This window comes from uncultured Cellulomonas sp., assembly GCF_947494015.1.
GTDB lineage: Bacteria > Actinomycetota > Actinomycetes > Actinomycetales > Cellulomonadaceae > Pengzhenrongella.
In genome coordinates, this window is record NZ_CANLTL010000018.1 from 48,467 (window position 1) to 65,664 (window position 17,198).

General features: G+C 73.9%; 18 protein-coding genes. 4 read left to right on the forward strand and 14 right to left on the reverse strand.

All coding sequences use genetic code 11. From position 1 onward, the window contains the following. Nucleotides 1-88: 88 nt before the first annotated feature. The 3 genes from ispF to Q0840_RS17075 form a co-directional block, all read right to left on the reverse strand. Nucleotides 89-598 (reverse strand): 2-C-methyl-D-erythritol 2,4-cyclodiphosphate synthase, encoded by a 510-nt coding sequence (gene ispF, locus Q0840_RS17065; RefSeq protein WP_298461763.1) that lies wholly within the window; start codon nucleotides 596-598, stop codon nucleotides 89-91. Next, nucleotides 595-1,365 (reverse strand): 2-C-methyl-D-erythritol 4-phosphate cytidylyltransferase, encoded by a 771-nt coding sequence (locus Q0840_RS17070; RefSeq protein WP_298461767.1) that lies wholly within the window; start codon nucleotides 1,363-1,365, stop codon nucleotides 595-597. The genes ispF and Q0840_RS17070 overlap by 4 nt, the downstream gene beginning before the upstream one ends. Before the next feature lie 74 nt (nucleotides 1,366-1,439). Then, the gene (locus Q0840_RS17075) at nucleotides 1,440-1,922 is read right to left on the reverse strand and encodes a CarD family transcriptional regulator (RefSeq protein WP_298461770.1); all 483 of its coding nucleotides are present in this window, start codon (nucleotides 1,920-1,922) and stop codon (nucleotides 1,440-1,442) included. Nucleotides 1,923-2,140: 218 nt separating this feature from the next. Between Q0840_RS17075 and Q0840_RS17080 the strand changes: the two genes are divergently transcribed. Next, a complete protein-coding gene (locus Q0840_RS17080) occupies nucleotides 2,141-2,635 on the forward strand; it encodes a hypothetical protein (RefSeq protein ID WP_298461773.1) in 495 nt (164 codons plus the stop codon). A 24-nt stretch (nucleotides 2,636-2,659) separates the two neighbouring features. Here the strand turns inward: Q0840_RS17080 and pstB are convergent, their stop codons facing one another. The 6 genes from pstB to Q0840_RS17110 form a co-directional block, all read right to left on the reverse strand. Continuing rightward, a complete protein-coding gene (pstB, locus tag Q0840_RS17085) occupies nucleotides 2,660-3,439 on the reverse strand; it encodes a phosphate ABC transporter ATP-binding protein PstB (protein ID WP_298461776.1) in 780 nt (259 codons plus the stop codon). A 95-nt stretch (nucleotides 3,440-3,534) separates the two neighbouring features. After that, nucleotides 3,535-4,506 (reverse strand): phosphate ABC transporter permease PstA, encoded by a 972-nt coding sequence (gene pstA, locus Q0840_RS17090; RefSeq protein ID WP_298461779.1) that lies wholly within the window; start codon nucleotides 4,504-4,506, stop codon nucleotides 3,535-3,537. A gap of 1 nt (nucleotide 4,507) precedes the next feature. Beyond that, nucleotides 4,508-5,509 carry a phosphate ABC transporter permease subunit PstC gene (gene pstC, locus Q0840_RS17095; RefSeq protein ID WP_298461782.1) on the reverse strand — a complete coding sequence of 334 codons (1,002 nt, stop codon included), beginning with the start codon at nucleotides 5,507-5,509 and terminating at the stop codon, nucleotides 4,508-4,510. A 120-nt stretch (nucleotides 5,510-5,629) separates the two neighbouring features. Then, complete coding sequence (pstS, locus tag Q0840_RS17100; protein WP_298461784.1) at nucleotides 5,630-6,751, reverse strand: phosphate ABC transporter substrate-binding protein PstS; 1,122 nt, start codon at nucleotides 6,749-6,751, stop codon at nucleotides 5,630-5,632. A 146-nt stretch (nucleotides 6,752-6,897) separates the two neighbouring features. Next, the gene (locus tag Q0840_RS17105; protein ID WP_298461785.1) at nucleotides 6,898-7,596 is read right to left on the reverse strand and encodes a response regulator transcription factor; all 699 of its coding nucleotides are present in this window, start codon (nucleotides 7,594-7,596) and stop codon (nucleotides 6,898-6,900) included. Then, nucleotides 7,593-8,774: a cell wall metabolism sensor histidine kinase WalK gene (locus Q0840_RS17110; protein ID WP_298461787.1), complete on the reverse strand. Its 1,182-nt coding sequence runs from the start codon at nucleotides 8,772-8,774 to the stop codon at nucleotides 7,593-7,595. Before Q0840_RS17110 ends, Q0840_RS17105 begins: the two co-directional genes overlap by 4 nt. Nucleotides 8,775-8,887: 113 nt before the next feature. Between Q0840_RS17110 and phoU the strand changes: the two genes are divergently transcribed. Next, a complete protein-coding gene (phoU, locus tag Q0840_RS17115; protein ID WP_298461790.1) occupies nucleotides 8,888-9,547 on the forward strand; it encodes a phosphate signaling complex protein PhoU in 660 nt (219 codons plus the stop codon). Nucleotides 9,548-9,655: 108 nt separating this feature from the next. Here the strand turns inward: phoU and Q0840_RS17120 are convergent, their stop codons facing one another. Together Q0840_RS17120 and Q0840_RS17125 are read right to left on the reverse strand one after the other, a co-directional pair. Next, nucleotides 9,656-10,393, reverse strand: a complete 738-nt coding sequence (locus tag Q0840_RS17120) for a phosphoglyceromutase (protein ID WP_298461793.1) — start codon at nucleotides 10,391-10,393, stop codon at nucleotides 9,656-9,658. A 47-nt stretch (nucleotides 10,394-10,440) separates the two neighbouring features. Continuing rightward, on the reverse strand, nucleotides 10,441-11,778 hold the full coding sequence (locus Q0840_RS17125; protein WP_298461796.1) for an ROK family transcriptional regulator: 1,338 nt from the start codon (nucleotides 11,776-11,778) through the stop codon (nucleotides 10,441-10,443). A 71-nt stretch (nucleotides 11,779-11,849) separates the two neighbouring features. On the opposite strand from Q0840_RS17125, the gene xylA reads away from it, so the two are divergent. Both xylA and xylB read left to right on the forward strand, forming a co-directional pair. Then, nucleotides 11,850-13,037 (forward strand): xylose isomerase, encoded by a 1,188-nt coding sequence (xylA, locus tag Q0840_RS17130; RefSeq protein WP_298461799.1) that lies wholly within the window; start codon nucleotides 11,850-11,852, stop codon nucleotides 13,035-13,037. Nucleotides 13,038-13,140: 103 nt separating this feature from the next. Beyond that, the gene (gene xylB, locus Q0840_RS17135; protein ID WP_298461802.1) at nucleotides 13,141-14,571 is read left to right on the forward strand and encodes a xylulokinase; all 1,431 of its coding nucleotides are present in this window, start codon (nucleotides 13,141-13,143) and stop codon (nucleotides 14,569-14,571) included. Nucleotides 14,572-14,755: 184 nt separating this feature from the next. On the opposite strand, the gene Q0840_RS17140 is transcribed toward xylB, so the two are convergent. The 3 genes from Q0840_RS17140 to lysS form a co-directional block, all read right to left on the reverse strand. Continuing rightward, entirely contained in the window at nucleotides 14,756-15,109 is a 354-nt protein-coding gene (locus Q0840_RS17140; RefSeq protein ID WP_298461805.1) for an Lsr2 family protein, read from the reverse strand. Between the two features lie 340 nt (nucleotides 15,110-15,449). After that, nucleotides 15,450-15,644, reverse strand: coding sequence for a hypothetical protein (locus tag Q0840_RS17145; RefSeq protein ID WP_298461808.1), 195 nt, complete (start codon nucleotides 15,642-15,644; stop codon nucleotides 15,450-15,452). A 76-nt stretch (nucleotides 15,645-15,720) separates the two neighbouring features. Further along, nucleotides 15,721-17,181 carry a lysine--tRNA ligase gene (gene lysS, locus Q0840_RS17150; protein ID WP_298461847.1) on the reverse strand — a complete coding sequence of 487 codons (1,461 nt, stop codon included), beginning with the start codon at nucleotides 17,179-17,181 and terminating at the stop codon, nucleotides 15,721-15,723. Nucleotides 17,182-17,198: the final 17 nt, after the last annotated feature.

A 17,198-nucleotide genomic window follows, 5' to 3' on the forward strand; every position in this document is an offset into this window, starting at 1 on the left:
AGGCTACCGGCGCACGCCGTCACGCCCCGCACCGCCGTCCTCGCCGGGTGGTCACCCCGGGCGGTCGACGCCGGGTGGCCGCCGGCCGTCAGACTCCCGGTGCCGCCGAGCGCACCACGAGGGCCGTCGCGATCGCGGCCACGCCCTCCCCCCGCCCGGTGAGGCCCAGGCCGTCGGTCGTGGTCGCCGAGATCGACACGTCGGCGCCGCAGGCGGCGGACAGGGCGGCCGCGGCCTCGGCCCGCCGCGGGCCCAGCCGGGGACGGTTCCCGATCACCTGGACCGCGACGTTGCCGATCTCGAACCCCGCGGCCCGCACCCGGCGCGCGGCCTCGGCCAGCAGCTCGGCCCCGGACGCGCCGGCCCACCGCGGCTCGGACGTCCCGAAGTGCAGGCCCAGGTCCCCGATCCCCGCCGCGGAGAACAGGGCGTCGGCGGCGGCGTGCGCAGCGACGTCGGCGTCGGAGTGGCCGGCCAGACCGGGCTCGCCCGGCCAGTGCAGGCCACCCAGGTGCAGGGCACGTCCGTCGGCCGGGTCGGCGAACGCGTGCACGTCGGTGCCCACGCCGACCCGGGGCAGCCCCGCCCCGCCGGTCACGGCTGCGTCCCGGCGCCGGCCACGAGCGGCGCGACCGCGTCCGGCGAGGCGCCGGCGAGCACCAGACCGGCCACGGCCAGGTCGCCGGCGGTGGTGATCTTCATGGCCGCCGGGTCGCCGGTGACCGCGACCACGGGCGCGCCGAGCAGCGCGACCAGGGACGAGTCGTCGGTCGCGGCGACCGCCTCGTCGCCCGCGCGCCCGGCGGCCGCCGCATGGGCCCGGACCAGCAGCGCACGGCGGAAGCCCTGCGGGGTCTGCACCAGCCGCAGGGAGGTCCGGTCGGGGGTGGCCAGGACCGGGACGGCGTCGTCGTCGGCGCGCGCGGCGGGGCCCACCTGGGCGACGGTGTCGGTGACGGCGATCGCGGGGATGACGGCGCCGTGGCCGGAGCCGACGGCGGCGGCCACCCGACGCACGAGCGAGACGGGGGCGAGCGCGCGGGCCGCGTCGTGGACGAGGACGGCGTCGACGTCGGGCGGCACGAGGGCCAGGGCGGCGGCGACGGACGCCTGCCGGCTCGGGCCGCCGTCGGTCAGCAGCAGCCCGACGCGGTCGGGGACGACGCCGTCGAGCGCGACCCGGACGTCGTCCAGGTGGCCGGGCGGGGCGGTCACGACCAGCAGGTCCACGACGTCGGAGTCGACGAGGCGGCGCGCGGCGTGGGTGACCAGGGGCGTCCCATCGAGGGGGACGAGCGCCTTGGGCAGGCGGTGGCCGAGGCGGCTGCCGCTGCCGGCGGCCGTGAGGATGGCGGCGGTGCGCATGGTGCGAGCGGTGCGGGCCGGGGCGGGCACCGCCGACCGGTCCGGCCCTCGCCCGCGGGAGGGCCGGTCACCGGTCAGGACGCGAGGACCTCGTCGAGGATGGCCTCGGCCTTGGCCTCCTCGGTGTGCTCGGCGAGTGCGAGCTCCGAGACGAGGATCTGGCGCGCCTTGGCCAGCATGCGCTTCTCGCCGGCGGACAGGCCGCGGTCGGCGTCCCGGCGTGACAGGTCGCGGACGACCTCGGCGACCTTGATGACGTCGCCCGACGCGAGCTTCTCCAGGTTGGCCTTGTACCGGCGCGACCAGTTGGTCGGCTCCTCGGTGTACGGCGCGCGCAGCACGTCGAACACCTTCTCCAGGCCCTCCTGGCCGACGACGTCCCGGACGCCCACGAGGTCGACGTTCTCGGCCGGCACCTCGATCGTCAGGTCACCCTGGGCGACCTTGAGCTTGAGATAGATCTTGTCCTCGCCGCGGATCGTGCGGGTCTTGACCTCGGTGATCAGCGCTGCGCCGTGGTGGGGGTAGACAACCGTCTCCCCGACAGTGAAAGTCATCTTGGGTTGTCCCCTTTCAAGGGAGTCGATCTTACCACGGCACCGGTATGCCCCCGGCCGTCGGCGGCCGCATCGGTGCAGGTCAGGCGCCTCGGCGTTCGCGGCCTCGCGGTGAGCACTAGGCTGAGGCGCGGGAGCGCGCGCGCCCAGCGCGCCGGCGTCGTCAGGCGATCGGCCCGCGCTCCCGGACCGCCGAGAGACCTGCCTGAGGAGTCACCGTGGCCAGCGCCCGCCCGTCCCGCCGCACCCGGCCGTGGACAGCCAGCACCGTGGTCGCCGTCGCGGCCCTCGCCCTCACCGGGTGCTCGGCCACCAACCCGATCACCACGGCCGAGTCCTACAACGTCGTCGACGGCGTCCAGGAGGAGCTCGGCTCGGACGTCGCGGCGCGCAGCCTGCTGGTGCTGACCGCCGAGGAGGGCGCGCCCGGCACGCTGCTCGGCGCGCTGGCGAACCGCAGCCGAGAGGCCGTGGAGGTCACCCTCGAGCCCGACGGCGGCGACGCGGTGACGATCGACGTCCCGGCCGGCGGGACCGTCCTGCTGGGCGGGGAGAACGGCGAGGAGGTCGAGCTCGACCGCGTCGGCGTGGCACCCGGGGGGCTGCTCGACGTCACGGCAACGACGCCGGACGGCGGGGCGACCCGGATCCGGGTGCCGGTGTTCGACGGCACGCTCCCGGAGTACGCGGATGCGGTCCCCGACGCCGACTGACCGACGGCGACGACCGCCCGTCGATCAGCCGAAGCGGCCGGAGATGTAGTCCTCGGTGGCCCGCTCGGACGGTGCGGAGAACATCGTCCCGGTGGCCCCGATCTCCACGAGCTTGCCGGGCTTGCCCGTGCCCTCGATGTTGAAGAAGGCGGTGCGGTCGCTCACGCGGGCGGCCTGCTGCATGTTGTGGGTCACGATCACGATCGTGTAGGAGTTCTTGAGCTCGGCGATGAGGTCCTCGATCGCGAGCGTCGAGATCGGGTCGAGGGCCGAGCAGGGCTCGTCCATGAGCAGCACCTGGGGCTTGACCGCGATGGCGCGGGCGATGCACAGGCGCTGCTGCTGACCGCCGGACAGCCCCGAGCCGGGCCGGTCCAGGCGGTCCTTGACCTCGTTCCACAGGTTCGCGCCCTGCAGCGAGGACTCCACCAGGTCGTTGGCGTCCCCCTTGCTGATCCGGCGGTTGTTCAGCCGGACGCCGGCCAGGACGTTCTCCGCGATCGACATGGTCGGGAACGGGTTGGGCCGCTGGAACACCATGCCCACGCTGCGGCGCACCGCGACCGGGTCCACACCGTCCCCGTACAGGTCGACCCCGTCCATCGCGACGGTGCCCTCGACCCGCGCGCCGGGGATGACCTCGTGCATCCGGTTGAGGGTCCGCAGGAAGGTCGACTTGCCGCAGCCGGACGGGCCGATGAAGGCCGTCACCGACCGGGGCTCGACGGACATCGCGACGTCGGCCACGGCCAGGAAGCTGCCGTAGTAGATGTTGAGGTCCTTGACGTCGATGCGCTTGGCCACGAGGCGATTGTCCTTGTCGGTGTGTCGGTGTGTCGGTGTGTCGGTGTGTCGGTGCGTCGGTGCGTCGGGAGCCGTCGGGAGTCGGCGGAGGCCGATCAGCGGAGCGTCGGGGGTGCGAAGAAGCGGGAGATCAGGCGGCCGATGAGGTTCAGCAGCATGACGATGAGGATCAGCGTGAGCGCCGCGGCCCAGGCACGGTCGTAGTTGATCGTGGTGATGCAGTCTGTCGCGTCGGCCGCGCAGGGCGCCAGACCCTGCGAGTACTGCCGGTAGACGTAGACCGGCAGGGTCATCATGCGGCCCTCGAACACGTTGAAGTTGATCGAGTCGATCACACCGACCGTGATCAGCAGCGGCGCGGTCTCCCCGATGACCCGGGCGACGGCGAGCATGATCCCGGTGCCGATGCCGGCGATCGCGGTGCGCAGCACGACCTTGATGATCACGAGCCACTTGGGCACGCCGAGGGCGTAGGCGGCCTCGCGCAGCTCGTTCGGCACGAGGCGGAGCATCTCCTCGCACGAGCGGACCACGACCGGGATCATCAGCACCGACAGCGCCACGGACCCCACCACGCCGAACCGCACGCCCGGCCCGAAGACGACCGCGAACAGCGCGTAGGCGAACAGGCCGGCGACGATGGACGGGATGCCGGTCATGACGTCGACGAAGAACGTCACCCAGCGGGCGAGCGCGCCGCGCCCGTACTCCACGAGGTAGATCGCCGCGAGCAGGCCGATCGGCACGGAGATCAGCGCGGCCACCGCGGTGATCAGCAGGGTGCCCATGATGGCGTGGTAGATGCCGCCGGCGTCCATGCCGCCGAACACGCCGCGCATCGACACCGACAGGAAGTACGGCGAGAACCGCTCGATGCCGTTGGAGACGACCGTCCAGGAGACCGAGACGAGCGGGACCAGGGCGATCAGGAAGGCGAGGACGACCATCCCGGTCATCACGCGGTCGGTCACCCGGCGGTGCCGGTCGGTGCCGGCGAGCATGGCCCGGGTGTCGGCGGACGGGTCCGGTGCCGCGCCCGTCGGGGCGCCGGTCAGAGCAGTGGCCATGTCAGTTCGCCCCCGAGAAGTCCTTGCGACGCGCGACGATCGCGCGGGCGGCCATGTTCACCGCGAGGGTGATGACGAACAGCGCGAGACCCGTCGCGATCAGGGCGCTGACCCCCAGCGGGTTGGCCTCCGGGAACTGCAGCGCGATGTTCGCGGCGATGGTCTGGTGCTGACCGGCGCGCAGCAGGTTGAACGAGTACAGCGCACCCGGGCTGAGGATCATCAGCACCGCCATGGTCTCGCCGAGCGCGCGTCCCAGGCCGAGCATCGCGGCCGAGACGATGCCGGAGCGCCCGAACGGCAGCACGGCCATCCGGATCATCTCCCACCGCGTCGCACCGAGGGCCAGCGCGGCCTCCTCGTGCAACCGGGGCGCCTGCAGGAACACCTCGCGGCACACCGCGGTGATGATGGGCAGGATCATCGCGCCGAGGACGACGGCGACCGTGAGGATCACCCGGGGCGGGTCGGACGCCGGGCCGGCGAAGAGCGGGATGAACCCGAGCGTGCCGGACAGCCACTGCCAGGCGGGCTCGAGCCGGGGGGCGAGCCAGATGGCGCCCCACAGGCCGTAGATGACGCTGGGGATCGCGGCCAGCAGGTCGACCATGTACCCCAGTCCGTTGGCGAGCCGGCGCGGCGCGTAGTGCGAGATGAACAGCGCGATCCCGATCGAGATCGGGGTGGCGATCACCAGCGCGAGCGCGGCCGCCAGCAGCGTCCCGAACACCAGCGGGCCGATGAATCCGAGCAGGCTGCTGTCGTCGGGGAACCAGCTGATCTCGTCGGCCAGCACGTCGCCGCCGGCCGTCATGGCGGGCCAGGCCCGGATCATCAGGAACAGGGCGACCGCGGCCAGGACGAGCAGGATCAGCGCTCCGGCGCCGGTGGACAGCCAGCGGAACGCGCGGCTCGCGCGGCCTTCCGGCCAGCGGCGACGCCGGGGCGTGCGCTCACCGACGGGTGAGCCGACCGGTTGGCTCCGGCGGGTCGTGGTCGTCACAGGTGCTCCGTGTGGGTGGGGACGTGGGATGCGCCCAGGATGCCCCCTCGCGGCCCCGGGCGGACCGATGTGGCCGGTCCCGCTCGCGCGAGCGGGACCGGCCACGGTTGCGGTGTGCGGTCAGGCGCCCGCGGTGATGGCCTCGATGGCCGCCTCGGCGTCCGAGCGCAGCTCCTCGGAGATCGGCGCGGAGCCGGCCGCACCGGCAGCGGCCTCCTGGCCCTCCTCGCTCACGACGTAGCCGAGGAACGCCTGGACGAGCTCGCCCTGCGTCTCGTCCTCGTAGCCGGCGCAGGCGATCGAGTAGGACACCAGGACGAGCGGGTAGGTGCCCGGCTCGGTGGTGGTGCGGTCCAGCTCCACGACGATGTCGTGCTCGCCCCTGCCCTCGGCCCGCGGGGACGCGGCGACGACGGCGGCGGATGCCTCCGGGGAGTACTCCACCCACTCCTCGCCGACCTTGATCCGGGCGGTGCCGAGCTGCCCGGCCTGCGAGGCGTCGGCGTAGCCGATGGTGCCCTCGCCGCCGTTGACCGTCTGGACGACACCCGAGGTGCCCTGCGCCGACTGGCCACCGGACACCGGCCAGTCACCGCTGGCCTCGTGCGGCCAGGCGTCGCCGGCGGTCGCGGCGAGGTACTCGGTGAAGTTCTCCGTCGTGCCGGACTCGTCGGAGCGGTTGACCGGCGTGATCGGCAGGTCCGGCAGCGTCGCGTCGGGGTTGTCGGCGGCGATCTCCGGGGCGTCCCAGGTGGTGATCTGCCGGTTGAAGATGCCGGCCAGCACCTCCGGGGAGAGGTTGAGCTGCTCGACGTCGGGCAGGTTGTAGATCACGGCGATGGGGCTGATGTACAGCGGGATCTCGATGACCTCGCCCCCGGCGCAGCGCTCCTCGGCCTGCGCGAGCTCGTCCTCGTCCAGCGGCGCGTCGGACCCGGCGAACGCGACACCACCGTTGAGGAACTGCGTGCGACCGCCACCGGACCCGACCGGGTCGTAGGCGACGGTGACGTCGGGGTACGTCGACTGGAACCCGGCGCGCCAGGCACCCATCGCGGCCTCCTGCGTCGAGGCACCGGCCCCGGCGAGATCCCCGCTGAGCTCGGTCTCGGTCGTGCCGGGCGCGTCGACGTCGGTGCCGGCCTCGCCGACAGGGTTGTCGGACCCGCACGCGGCGAGCGAGAGGGCAAGGGCACCGGTCAGCGCGATGGCCCCGACACGGCGGTGGAGAGAGACGTTCACTGTGCTCCTGCCTGAAATCCGTCTGTCGCCGGGCGCTGTGTGCGCCGCGGCCTCGCCCGACGGTAAGGAGCGCAGGTGACCGGCCGGCCCGCCGAGGGTGAACCGGAGGTGAACGGTGGCTGACGGCTTGACCGTCGGTCCCCCGGTCAGGCGACCTCGTCGTCCAGCTTGTAACCCAGGCCACGCACGGTGACCAGCAGCCGCGGGTTGGCGGGGTCCTGCTCGATCTTGGCGCGGACCCGCTTGACGTGCACGTCGAGCGTCTTGGTGTCGCCCACGTAGTCCGACCCCCAGATCCGGTCGATGAGCTGGGCGCGGGTGAGCACGCGGCCGGGGTTGCGCAGCAGCATCTCCAGCAGCTCGAACTCCTTGAGCGGGAAGGCCACCGCCGCACCCTGCACCTCGACCGTGTGGCGCTCGACGTCCATCCGGACCGGCCCCACCGCGAGCGTCGCCTCGTCCGGCTCGGGCTCGGAGCCCGGGTCGGTGCGCCGGCGCAGCACCGCGCGGACGCGGGCCAGCAGCTCGCGGTAGGAGTACGGCTTGGTGACGTAGTCGTCGGCGCCCAGCTCGAGCCCCACGACCTTGTCGATCTCGGTGTCCTTGGCGGTGAGCATGATGACCGGGACGCTGCCGCGCAGGCGCAGCTCGCGGCACACCTCGGTGCCCGACAGGCCGGGGAGCATGAGGTCGAGCAGGACGAGGTCCGCGCCGCCCCGGTCGTACTCGTCCAGCCCCTGCGGGCCGGTGGCGGCGGTGACGACGTCGTAGCCGTCACGCGTGAGCTGGTAGGACAGCGGGTCGCGGTAGGACTCCTCGTCCTCCACGATGAGGATGCGGGTCACGCATCCACCTCCTCGGGTCGGGGGGACTGCGTCGTGGGCGGCTCGTGCGCCGCCGGGATCCGCAGGGTGAACGTGGAGCCCTTGCCGGGCCGGGACCAGACCGCGACCTCCCCGCCGTGGTCGGCGGCGACGTGCTTGACGATGCTCAGACCCAGGCCGGTCCCGCCGGTGTCCCGCGAGCGCGCGGGGTCGACCCGGTAGAACCGCTCGAAGACGCGCTCCTGGTCCTCCGGCGCGATGCCGATGCCCTGGTCCACGACGGCGATCTCCACCATGTCCCCGACCCGGCGCACCCCCGCACCCACCTGGGTGTCCGCCGGCGAGTAGGCGACGGCGTTGTCCAGCAGGTTGCGCACGGCCGTGACCAGCAGGGCGTGGTCCCCGTACACCGTCAGCCCGGCCTCGCCGCCGGGGTGCAGCTGGATGGACTTGCCGCTCGCCTTGGTCCGGGCCCGGTCCACCGCCTCGGCGAGCACCGCGTCGATCTCGACCAGGGCGGGCTGGGTGAGCGCGCCGGCGACCTGCAGCCGGGACAGCTCGATGATCTCGTGCACGAGCGCGGACAGCCGGGCCGACTCCTGCTGCATCCGGCCGGCGAAGCGCCGCACCGCCTCGGGGTCGTCCGCCGCGGCGTGGACGGTCTCGGCCAGCAGCGCCAGCGCGCCGACCGGCGTCTTGAGCTCGTGGGAGACGTTCACGACGAAGTCGCGCCGGATCGCCTCCAGCCGGCGGGCCTCGGTGCGGTCCTCGGCGAGCACGAGCACGTGCCGCGGTCCGACGTGGGCGACCCGCACCTGCAGCATGACGCGGGCCGCGCCGACCGGGCCGCGCGGCAGCTCGAGCTCCTCGTCGCGGATCACCCCGTCCCGCCGCACGTCACGCACCAGGTCGCGGATCGCGGCGTGCGGGATCCGCCCGTCGCGCACGACGCCGAGCGCGTACGCCGGCGGGCTCGCACGCACCACCTCGTCGGACTCGTCGAGCACCACCGCGGCGGAGCGCAGGGCGGCCAGCGTGCGGACGAGCCCGTCGTCCAGCGCCGGCTCGGGCGCCGGCGGCATCGCGTGCTGCACCCGTTCGCTGTACCGGAAGCCGACGCCGGCGGCCAGGCCGACCAGGACGCCGAGCAGGCCGGCGCCGACGAGCAGATATCCCTCCACGCGGGTCAATGTACGCATGACCGCGTGGCGTCCTGCCCCGTCCTCCTGCGGGCCCGACACTGTTCACCTGGGGGCGGGTCTGTGTTCACCTGGTGGTGTCACGGTGGCCTGCGACGAGGAAGAGGGAGCACATGCGGGAGATCTTCGAGGCGGAGCTCAAGCAGCTCGGCCATGACCTGGTGACGATGAGCGCGCAGGTCGAGGTAGCCGTCCAGCAGGCCGGGACCGCTCTGCTCACCGGGGACGTCCCGCTGGCGGAGTCGGTGATCGTGGCCGACGGAGCGATCGACGCCATCGAGCGGGACCTGGACGAGCGCTGCGTGCTGATGATCGCGCAGCAGGCGCCGGTCGCCACGGACCTGCGCGTGGTGGTGTCGGCGCTGCGGATGAGCGCGACGCTGGAGCGGATGGGAGACCTCGCCCGGCACGTCGCCGAGGTGGCGCGCGGCCGGTACCCCCGCTCCGCGGTCCCGCAGGCGCTCTCCGGCACCTTCACCGAGATGCACGAGGCCGCGACCCGGGTCGCCCAGCGCACCACGCGGGTCCTGGAGACGCACGACCTGGAGATGGCGCAGAGCATCGAGCGCGACGACGACCTGCTGGACCGGCTGCACGAGGACACGTTCACCGCGCTGCTGGGCGGCAACTGGAACGGCACCCCGCAGGAGACGGTCGACGTCACCCTGCTGGGCCGGTACTACGAGCGCTTCGGGGACCACGCCGTGTCCATCGCGCGACGCGTCACCTACCTGGTCACCGGGGACTTCAAGGACGAGCTGCGCGTGCGCTGAGCCCCGGCCACGCCGACCGCCACGCACGGGCACGGCCGGACGCCGACGGCGCCGGAGCTGAGGCTCCGGCGCCGTCGGTGTCCGTGTGCTGCGGCGGGTCGGGCGGCGTCAGCGGCCCTGGTTGGCGACCGCGGCGATGGCCGCCGCGGCGGCCTCCGGGTCGAGGTACGTACCACCCGGCACGACCGGCGCGAGGTCCTCGTCCAGCTCGTAGAGCAGCGGGATGCCGGTCGGCACGTTCAGGCCGGCGATCGCCTCGTCGCTGACCCCGTCCAGGTGCTTGATGATGGCGCGCAGCGAGTTGCCGTGCGCGGCCACCAGGACGGTCTTGCCCGCCCGCAGGTCGGGGACGACCGCGTCCTGCCAGTACGGCAGCGCGCGCGCCAGGACGTCCTTGAGGCACTCGGTGGCCGGCGTCGGCTCCCCCGCGTAGCGCGGGTCGGCGTCCTGGGAGTACTCCGACCCGGGCTCGATCTCCGGCGGCGGCACGTCGTAGGACCGGCGCCAGAGCATGAACTGCTCCTCGCCGAACTCCGCGAGCGTCTGCTTCTTGTCCTTGCCCTGGAGCGCGCCGTAGTGCCGCTCGTTGAGGCGCCACGACCGCGCGACCGGGATCCAGTGCCGGTCCGCGGCGTCGAGCGCGAGGTTCGCGGTCGTGATGGCGCGGCGCAGCAGCGAGGTGTGGACGACGTCGGGCAGGACGCCGGCGTCGGTCAGCAGGGTGCCGCCGCGCTTGGCCTCCTGGACGCCCTTCTCGCTGAGTGCGACGTCGACCCAGCCGGTGAACAGGTTCTTGGCGTTCCACTCGCTCTCGCCGTGGCGGAGCAGCACGAGGGTGTAGGTCATGGGGCCATCCTGCCGCACCCGGGCCCCGCCCCGCGGGCGGCCCGGCGTCAGCCGGCCCCGACGGCCTCCGGCTCGGGCTCCTCGATCGCCATCGGACCCCACGGGGCCGGGTCCTCCACGACCGCGCGCAGCACGGCGAGCGCGGCGCCGGTCATCGCGGGGTAGCGCCCCGCGCGGGCGACCCCCACCCGCACCTCGGACCACGGCGCGGTGAGCACCCGCCGGCGCAGCTGCGCGCGCACGGCCTCGTCGAGGTGGTCGGCGAGCGCGGCGTAGGTGCCGCCGAGCACGACGTCGCCCACGTCGACGATGTTGACCACGTTGGCCAGGGCGGTGCCCAGCGCGGCACCCGCGCGCCCCAGCGCCCGCAGCGCGTCCGGCTCCCCCGCCGCCGCGGCCTCGAGCAGGGCGTCGAGCGGTGCGTGCGGGTCGAGGCCGGCAGCCGACATCAGCGCGTCCTGCCCGGCGATGGCCTCCAGGGTGTCCCCCGAGTCGGGATCGCCGCCCGACCCCATCACCGTGTGGCCGATCTCGCCGCTCCACCCGTGCTGGCCGGGGAAGATCTCGCCGTCGAGCACGATGGCGCCACCGATGCCGACCTCGCCGGAGACGTACACGAAGCTCAGCGGGCCCTCGTGGCGGCGGGCCCAGGCCTCCGCCCGGGCGGCGAGGTTGGCCTCGTTGCCGAGCAGCGGCGGCATCCCGGCGAGCACCGGGTGGGTGGCCAGCAGACCGACCACGTCCACGTCCCGCCAGCCCAGGTTCGGCGCGACCCGCAGCGGACCGGTGACCCGGTCCACCAGGCCCGGCAGCGCGAGCGCCGCCCCGGCGACCTGCACGCCGTCGGCGCTCAGGCCCGCGATGACCTCCCCCGCGAGGGTCGCGAGCCGGTCGAGCACCGCGGTCGGGTCGCTGTGCCGGAAGTCCCCGTCCTGCACGCGCTCGACGACCACGTCCCCGGCCAGGTCAAGCGCACGGACCCCGAGGTAGTCGACGTTGACCTCCAGGCCGACCGCGGCGATGGTCCCGCGCGCCGGCGCCAGCGGGACGGCCGGACGCCCCGCGCGCGACGTCGCGACCGGCGCGAGCTCGACCACCATGCCGACGGCGATGAGCCGGTCGACCAGCGTCGAGACGGTCGCCCGGGTCAGCCCGGTGCTGGTCGCGATGGCCGCCCGGGAGACCGGGTCGCGCGCGTCGACGACCTTGCGCAGGACGAGGCTGAGGTTGTGCTCGCGCAGGGTCCGCTGACGCGCCGCGGCCGCCGCCCGGCCCGCGCCCCGCAGGCCTCCACGGGCCGCGTGCGGGCGCGTCCCCGCCGGCGGCACGGCGACGTGGCGGGCCGTCGTCCCGGGCTGGGCGCGCGCATCCCGGTCGTCCGTCACAGGCTTGACCCTAGCGGCGCTCCCGCATATGTTCAGCCATACAACAAATTCTCGCCGAGGAGATCTGCTCTATGACTCGCAAGCCCACCCCCGAGGACAAGTTCGCCTTCGGCCTGTGGACCGTCGGCTGGGAGGCGCGCGACCAGTTCGGGTCCGCCAGCCGCCCCGCGCTGGACCCCGTGGAGTCGGTGCACCGGCTCGCCGAGCTGGGTGCCGCCTACGTGACCTTCCACGACAACGACGTCGTCCCGTTCGGCGCCGACGCCGCGACGCGTGACGGCATCCTGAGCCGCTTCACGGGCGCGCTCGAGGAGACCGGCGTCAAGGTCTCGATGGTCACCACCGACACGTTCGCGCACCCGATCTTCAAGGACGGCGCGTTCACCTCCAACGACCGCGAGGTCCGTCGCTACGGCCTGCGCAAGGTCGTCCAGAACGTCGACCTGGCCGCCGAGATGGGCGCCGAGACGTTCGTCATGTGGGGCGGGCGCGAGGGCGCCGAGTACGACGCCGCCAAGGACCTCAAGGCGGCGCACGACCGCTACCGCGAGGGCATCGACACCGTCGCCGCCTACATCAAGGAGAAGGGCTACGGGCTGCGCATCGCCATCGAGCCCAAGCCCAACGAGCCCCGCGGGGACATCCTGCTGCCCACGGTCGGGCACGCGCTGGCCTTCATCGCCGAGCTCGAGAACGGCGACATCGTCGGCCTGAACCCCGAGACCGGCCACGAGCAGATGGCGGGCCTGAACTACACGTCCGGCATCGCCCAGGCGCTGTGGGCCGAGAAGCTCTTCCACATCGACCTCAACGGACAGCGGTCCATCAAGTACGACCAGGACCTCGTGTTCGGTCACGGCGACCTGTTCTCGGCGTTCGCCACGGTGGACCTCGTCGAGAACGGCTTCCCCAGCGGCGGCCCGAAGTACGACGGTCCGCGCCACTTCGACTACAAGCCGTCGCGCACCGAGAGCATCGAGGGCGTGTGGGCGTCGGCCGCGGCGAACATGTCGACCTACATCCTGCTCAAGGAGCGGGCGCAGGCGTTCCGCGCCGACCCCGAGGTCCAGGCCGCGCTCGAGGCGAGCAAGGTCTTCGAGCTGGCGCAGCCCACGCTCGGCGAGGGCGAGACCCTGGCCGACCTGCTCGCCGACCGGTCCGCGTACGAGGACCTGGACGTCGACGCCGTGGCCGCCCGCGGCTTCGGGTTCGTGCACCTCAACCAGCTCGCGCTCGAGCACGCGCTCGGCGCCCGCTGACCTCAGCACCACCACCCACCGGGCCGCCGGGAGCGCACCGCTCCCGGCGGCCCGCGGTGCGTCGGCCCTGCGCCACGCACCCCGACATCGAAGGAGCTCAGCGATGCCGCTGGTCGCCGGGGTGGACTCCTCCACCCAGTCCTGCAAGGTCGTCATCCGCGACGCCGACACCGGGGCGCTCGTGCGCTCCGGGCGCGCCTCGCACCCGGACGGCACGTCCGTCGACCCGTCGCACTGGTGGGACGCGCTGCGGACCGCCATCGCCGACGCCGGCGGCCTGGCCGACGTCGCCGCGGTCGCCGTGGGCGGTCAGCAGCACGGCATGGTCGCGCTGGACGCCGACGGCGCCGTCATCCGGGACGCCCTGCTGTGGAACGACACCCGCTCGGCCGACGCGGCGGTCGACCTCATCCGCGAGCTCGGCGACGGCGACGTCGAGGCCGGCACCGCGGCGTGGGCCGAGGCCACCGGGTCCGTCCCGGTCGCCTCGCTGACCGTCACGAAGCTGCGCTGGCTGCGCGACGCCGAGCCGGAGAACGCCGCCCGGGTCGCGGCGGTGGCCCTCCCCCACGACTGGCTGACCTGGAAGCTGTCCGGGTCGACCGACCTGGCCGACCTGACCACGGACCGCTCGGACGCCTCCGGTACCGGGTACTGGTCGCCGGTGACCGACGACTACCGCCGCGACCTGCTGGCCCTGGCCCTCGGTCGCGACGCGGACGACATCGTCCTGCCGCGGGTCGTGGCGCCGGGCGCGCGGGCCGGCACGACGCCGGACGGCGCCGTGCTCGGTGCGGGCGCCGGCGACAACGCCGGCGCCGCGCTCGGCCTCGGCATGGTGGAGGGCGACGTCGCGGTGTCGATCGGGACGTCCGGCGTGGTCTCGGCCGTCTCGGCCGCCCCGACCACCGACGCCTCCGGCATGGTCAACGGCTTCGCCGACGCGACCGGCGCGTTCCTGCCGCTGGCGTGCACGCTGAACGCCTCGCGGGTGCTCGACGCCGCCGCCCGGATGCTGGGCGTGGACCACGCCGGCCTGAGCGCGCTCGCGCTCAGCGCCCCGGCCGGGGCCGACGGGCTCGTCCTGGTGCCGTATCTGGAGGGTGAGCGCACCCCGAACAAGCCCGACGCCACCGGTGCCCTGCACGGCATGCGGCTGGCCAACACCACACCGGCTCACCTGGCGCGGTCGGCGGTCGAGGGCATGCTCTGCGCGCTCGCGGACGGCCTGGACGCGCTGCGCGACCAGGGCGTCCCGGTGCGGACCCTGTCGCTCATCGGCGGCGGTGCGCAGTCCGAGGCGGTGCGCCGCATCGCGCCGTCCGTGTTCGGGCTCGATGTCGCCGTGCCGCCCCCCGGCGAGTACGTGGCCGACGGCGCCGCCCGCCAGGCGGCCTGGGCGCTGGCCGGGGGCCCGACCCCGCCCGCGTGGACGGCGGCCGGCGGAGCCGAGGTGTACACCGCACCGGCGCAGCCGCAGGTGCGCGAGCAGTACGCGGCGGTCCGCGACCTCACGGCGACCCGCACGGCCTAGCCGGCGGTGACGCCGTGCGCGCCGGCCACCGGCGCCGCGCCGGCACCGCGTGCCGCGCGGCGGCAGCGCACATGACGACGGCCGGTCGGGGCGCTCGCCCCGGCCGGCCGTCGTCGTCCATCGCGCGGTGACCTCGTGCAGACCACCGCGCGCACCCCGCGCCCGCGCGTGCGGACGGGGTGGGTCAGTGCGCGGCCTCGTAGGCGGCGCGGACCTCGGCCGAGATGCGGCCGCGCTCGGACACCTCGTGGCCGTTCTCGCGGGCCCACTCGCGGATGGCGGTCGCGTCGTTCGACGAGCCACCCGAGCGGCGGCCGGCCCCGCTGCCGCCCCGGGACTGCCGGCCCGAACCCCGCGAGCCGGAGCCCACCTTGCGCGCGTGCCCGACCCAGCGGGAGAACGACTCGCGCAGCTCGGCTGCGTGCTCGCTGGTGAGGTCGATCTCGTAGGAGACGCCGTCCAGGGAGAACGTGACCGTCTCCTCTGCCGTCCCGCCGTCGATGTCGTCGACCAGCAGGACCTGGACCTTCTGCGCCATGTGTTTTCTCCTCACGTTTGTACGGGCGACAGACTTCACCCGGCTGGTCCCGAGCATGGCACCACGCACAAAGGCGCGTCAAAGACATCCACAATGCGCAGGTCGCAATTCGTCCGCCCGGACGCAATACCCGATCGGCAAAGCGTGCCCCGGTCAACCGGTACGCGTGCGGCATGTCACACCGCGGACGCGTTTAGCCAACCCGGAAAAGGGGTTCCGCGCGTGCGGCGCACATGCGGACGCCGACAGCGGCGCGGCCCGCATGCGGGGCCCGGCAGCGACGCGGGGCGCCCGCGAGGCCCGACAGCGGCGCGCGCCGGGGTCCGGCAGCGCTGCGCTCTCAGTCGCGAGCGGGCCGCACCGCAGCCGAGGACGGCGCCTGCGCGTGTGCGGCGGCCTCCTCGGCCTCCAGGCGCGCCATGGCGGCACGCTCGTTGCGATCGGCGTTCATCAAGGCGCGGATCGCGATGGCGAACAGCACACCGACGCCGATCGGCGGTGTGAGCGCCGCGGCAGCGGCCCAGAAGGTGTCCACGGCCAGCAGTCTACGCCGTCGCCGTCGCCGTCGCCGCGGGCGCCGGCCCGCCGCGGACCGGCGCCCGCACGAACGCTCAGCCGAGCGGCTTCACGAGCGGGAAGAGAATGGTCTCGCGGATACCGAGCCCGGTGAGCGCCATGAGCAGCCGGTCGATCCCCATGCCCATTCCGCCGGACGGCGGCATCGCGTACTCCATGGCGAGCAGGAAGTCCTCGTCGACGACCATCGCCTCGTCGTCGCCGGCCGCGGCGAGCAGCGCCTGGGCCTCGAAGCGCTCGCGCTGCACGACCGGGTCGACGAGCTCGGAGTACGCCGTGGCCAGCTCCATGCCCCGCATGTACAGGTCCCACTTCTCGACCCGCCCGGGCAGCGACCGGTGCGCCCGGGTCAGCGGCGAGGTCTCGACCGGGAAGTCGCGGACGAACGTGGGGGCGTGCAGGTGGTCGCCGACCAGGTGCTCCCACACCTCCTCGACGAGCTTGCCGTGGGTCGCCCGGGCCGGGTCGACGGACAGGCCGAGCCGGTCGGCGTGCGTCTGGAGGTGGGCCACCGGCGTGCTGGGCGTGATCTCCTCCCCGAGCGCCTCGGACAGGGACGTGTACAGGCTCAGCTGCGTCCAGGTCCCGCCGAGGTCGTACCCCTGGCCGTCGGCGAGGGTGACCGTCGTCGTGCCGAGCACGTCCAGCGCGGCCTGCTGCACGAGGTCGCGGGTGAGCTCGGCCATCGAGTCGTAGTCGCCGTAGGCCTCGTACGCCTCGAGGGTCGCGAACTCCGGCGAGTGCGTGGAGTCGACGCCCTCGTTGCGGAAGCTCCGGTTGATCTCGAAGACCCGCTCGATGCCGCCGACCACCGCCCGCTTGAGGTACAGCTCGGGCGCGATCCGCAACGACAGGTCCAGGTCGAAGGCGTTCATGTGGGTCGTGAACGGCCGCGCGGCCGCGCCGCCGTGCACGGTCTGGAGCATGGGCGTCTCCACCTCGAGGTACCCGCGCCGGTGGAAGTTCTCCCGCAGCGAGCGCACCACGCCGGCGCGCAGCAGCACGGTCTGGCGGGCGGCGGGCCGCGCGATGAGGTCGACGTAGCGCTGGCGGACCCGGGCCTCCTCGGACAGGTCCTTGTGCAGCACCGGCAACGGCCGCAGCGCCTTGGCGGCGAGCTGCCAGTCGTCGGCGAAGACCGACAGCTCACCGCGACGTGAGCTGATCACCCGGCCGTGGGCGAACAGGTGGTCGCCGAGGTCGACGTCGGCCTTGAACGCGGTCAGCGACGCCTCCCCCACGACGCCCTGGCTGAGCATGACCTGCAGGCGGTCGCCGGCGCCGTCCTGCAGCGTGACGAAGCAGAGCTTGCCGGTGTTGCGCAGGTAGACCACCCGGCCGGCGACGCCGACGACGTCGTCGGTCTCCTCGCCCGCGGTCAGGTCGGCGTGCGCCGCCCGGACGGCGCCGATGGAGTGGGTGCGCGGCACCGAGACGGGGTAGGCCTCCTGCCCGGTCGCCAGCAGCCGCTCGCGCTTCTCCCGACGGACCCGCATCTGCTCGGGGAGCTCGT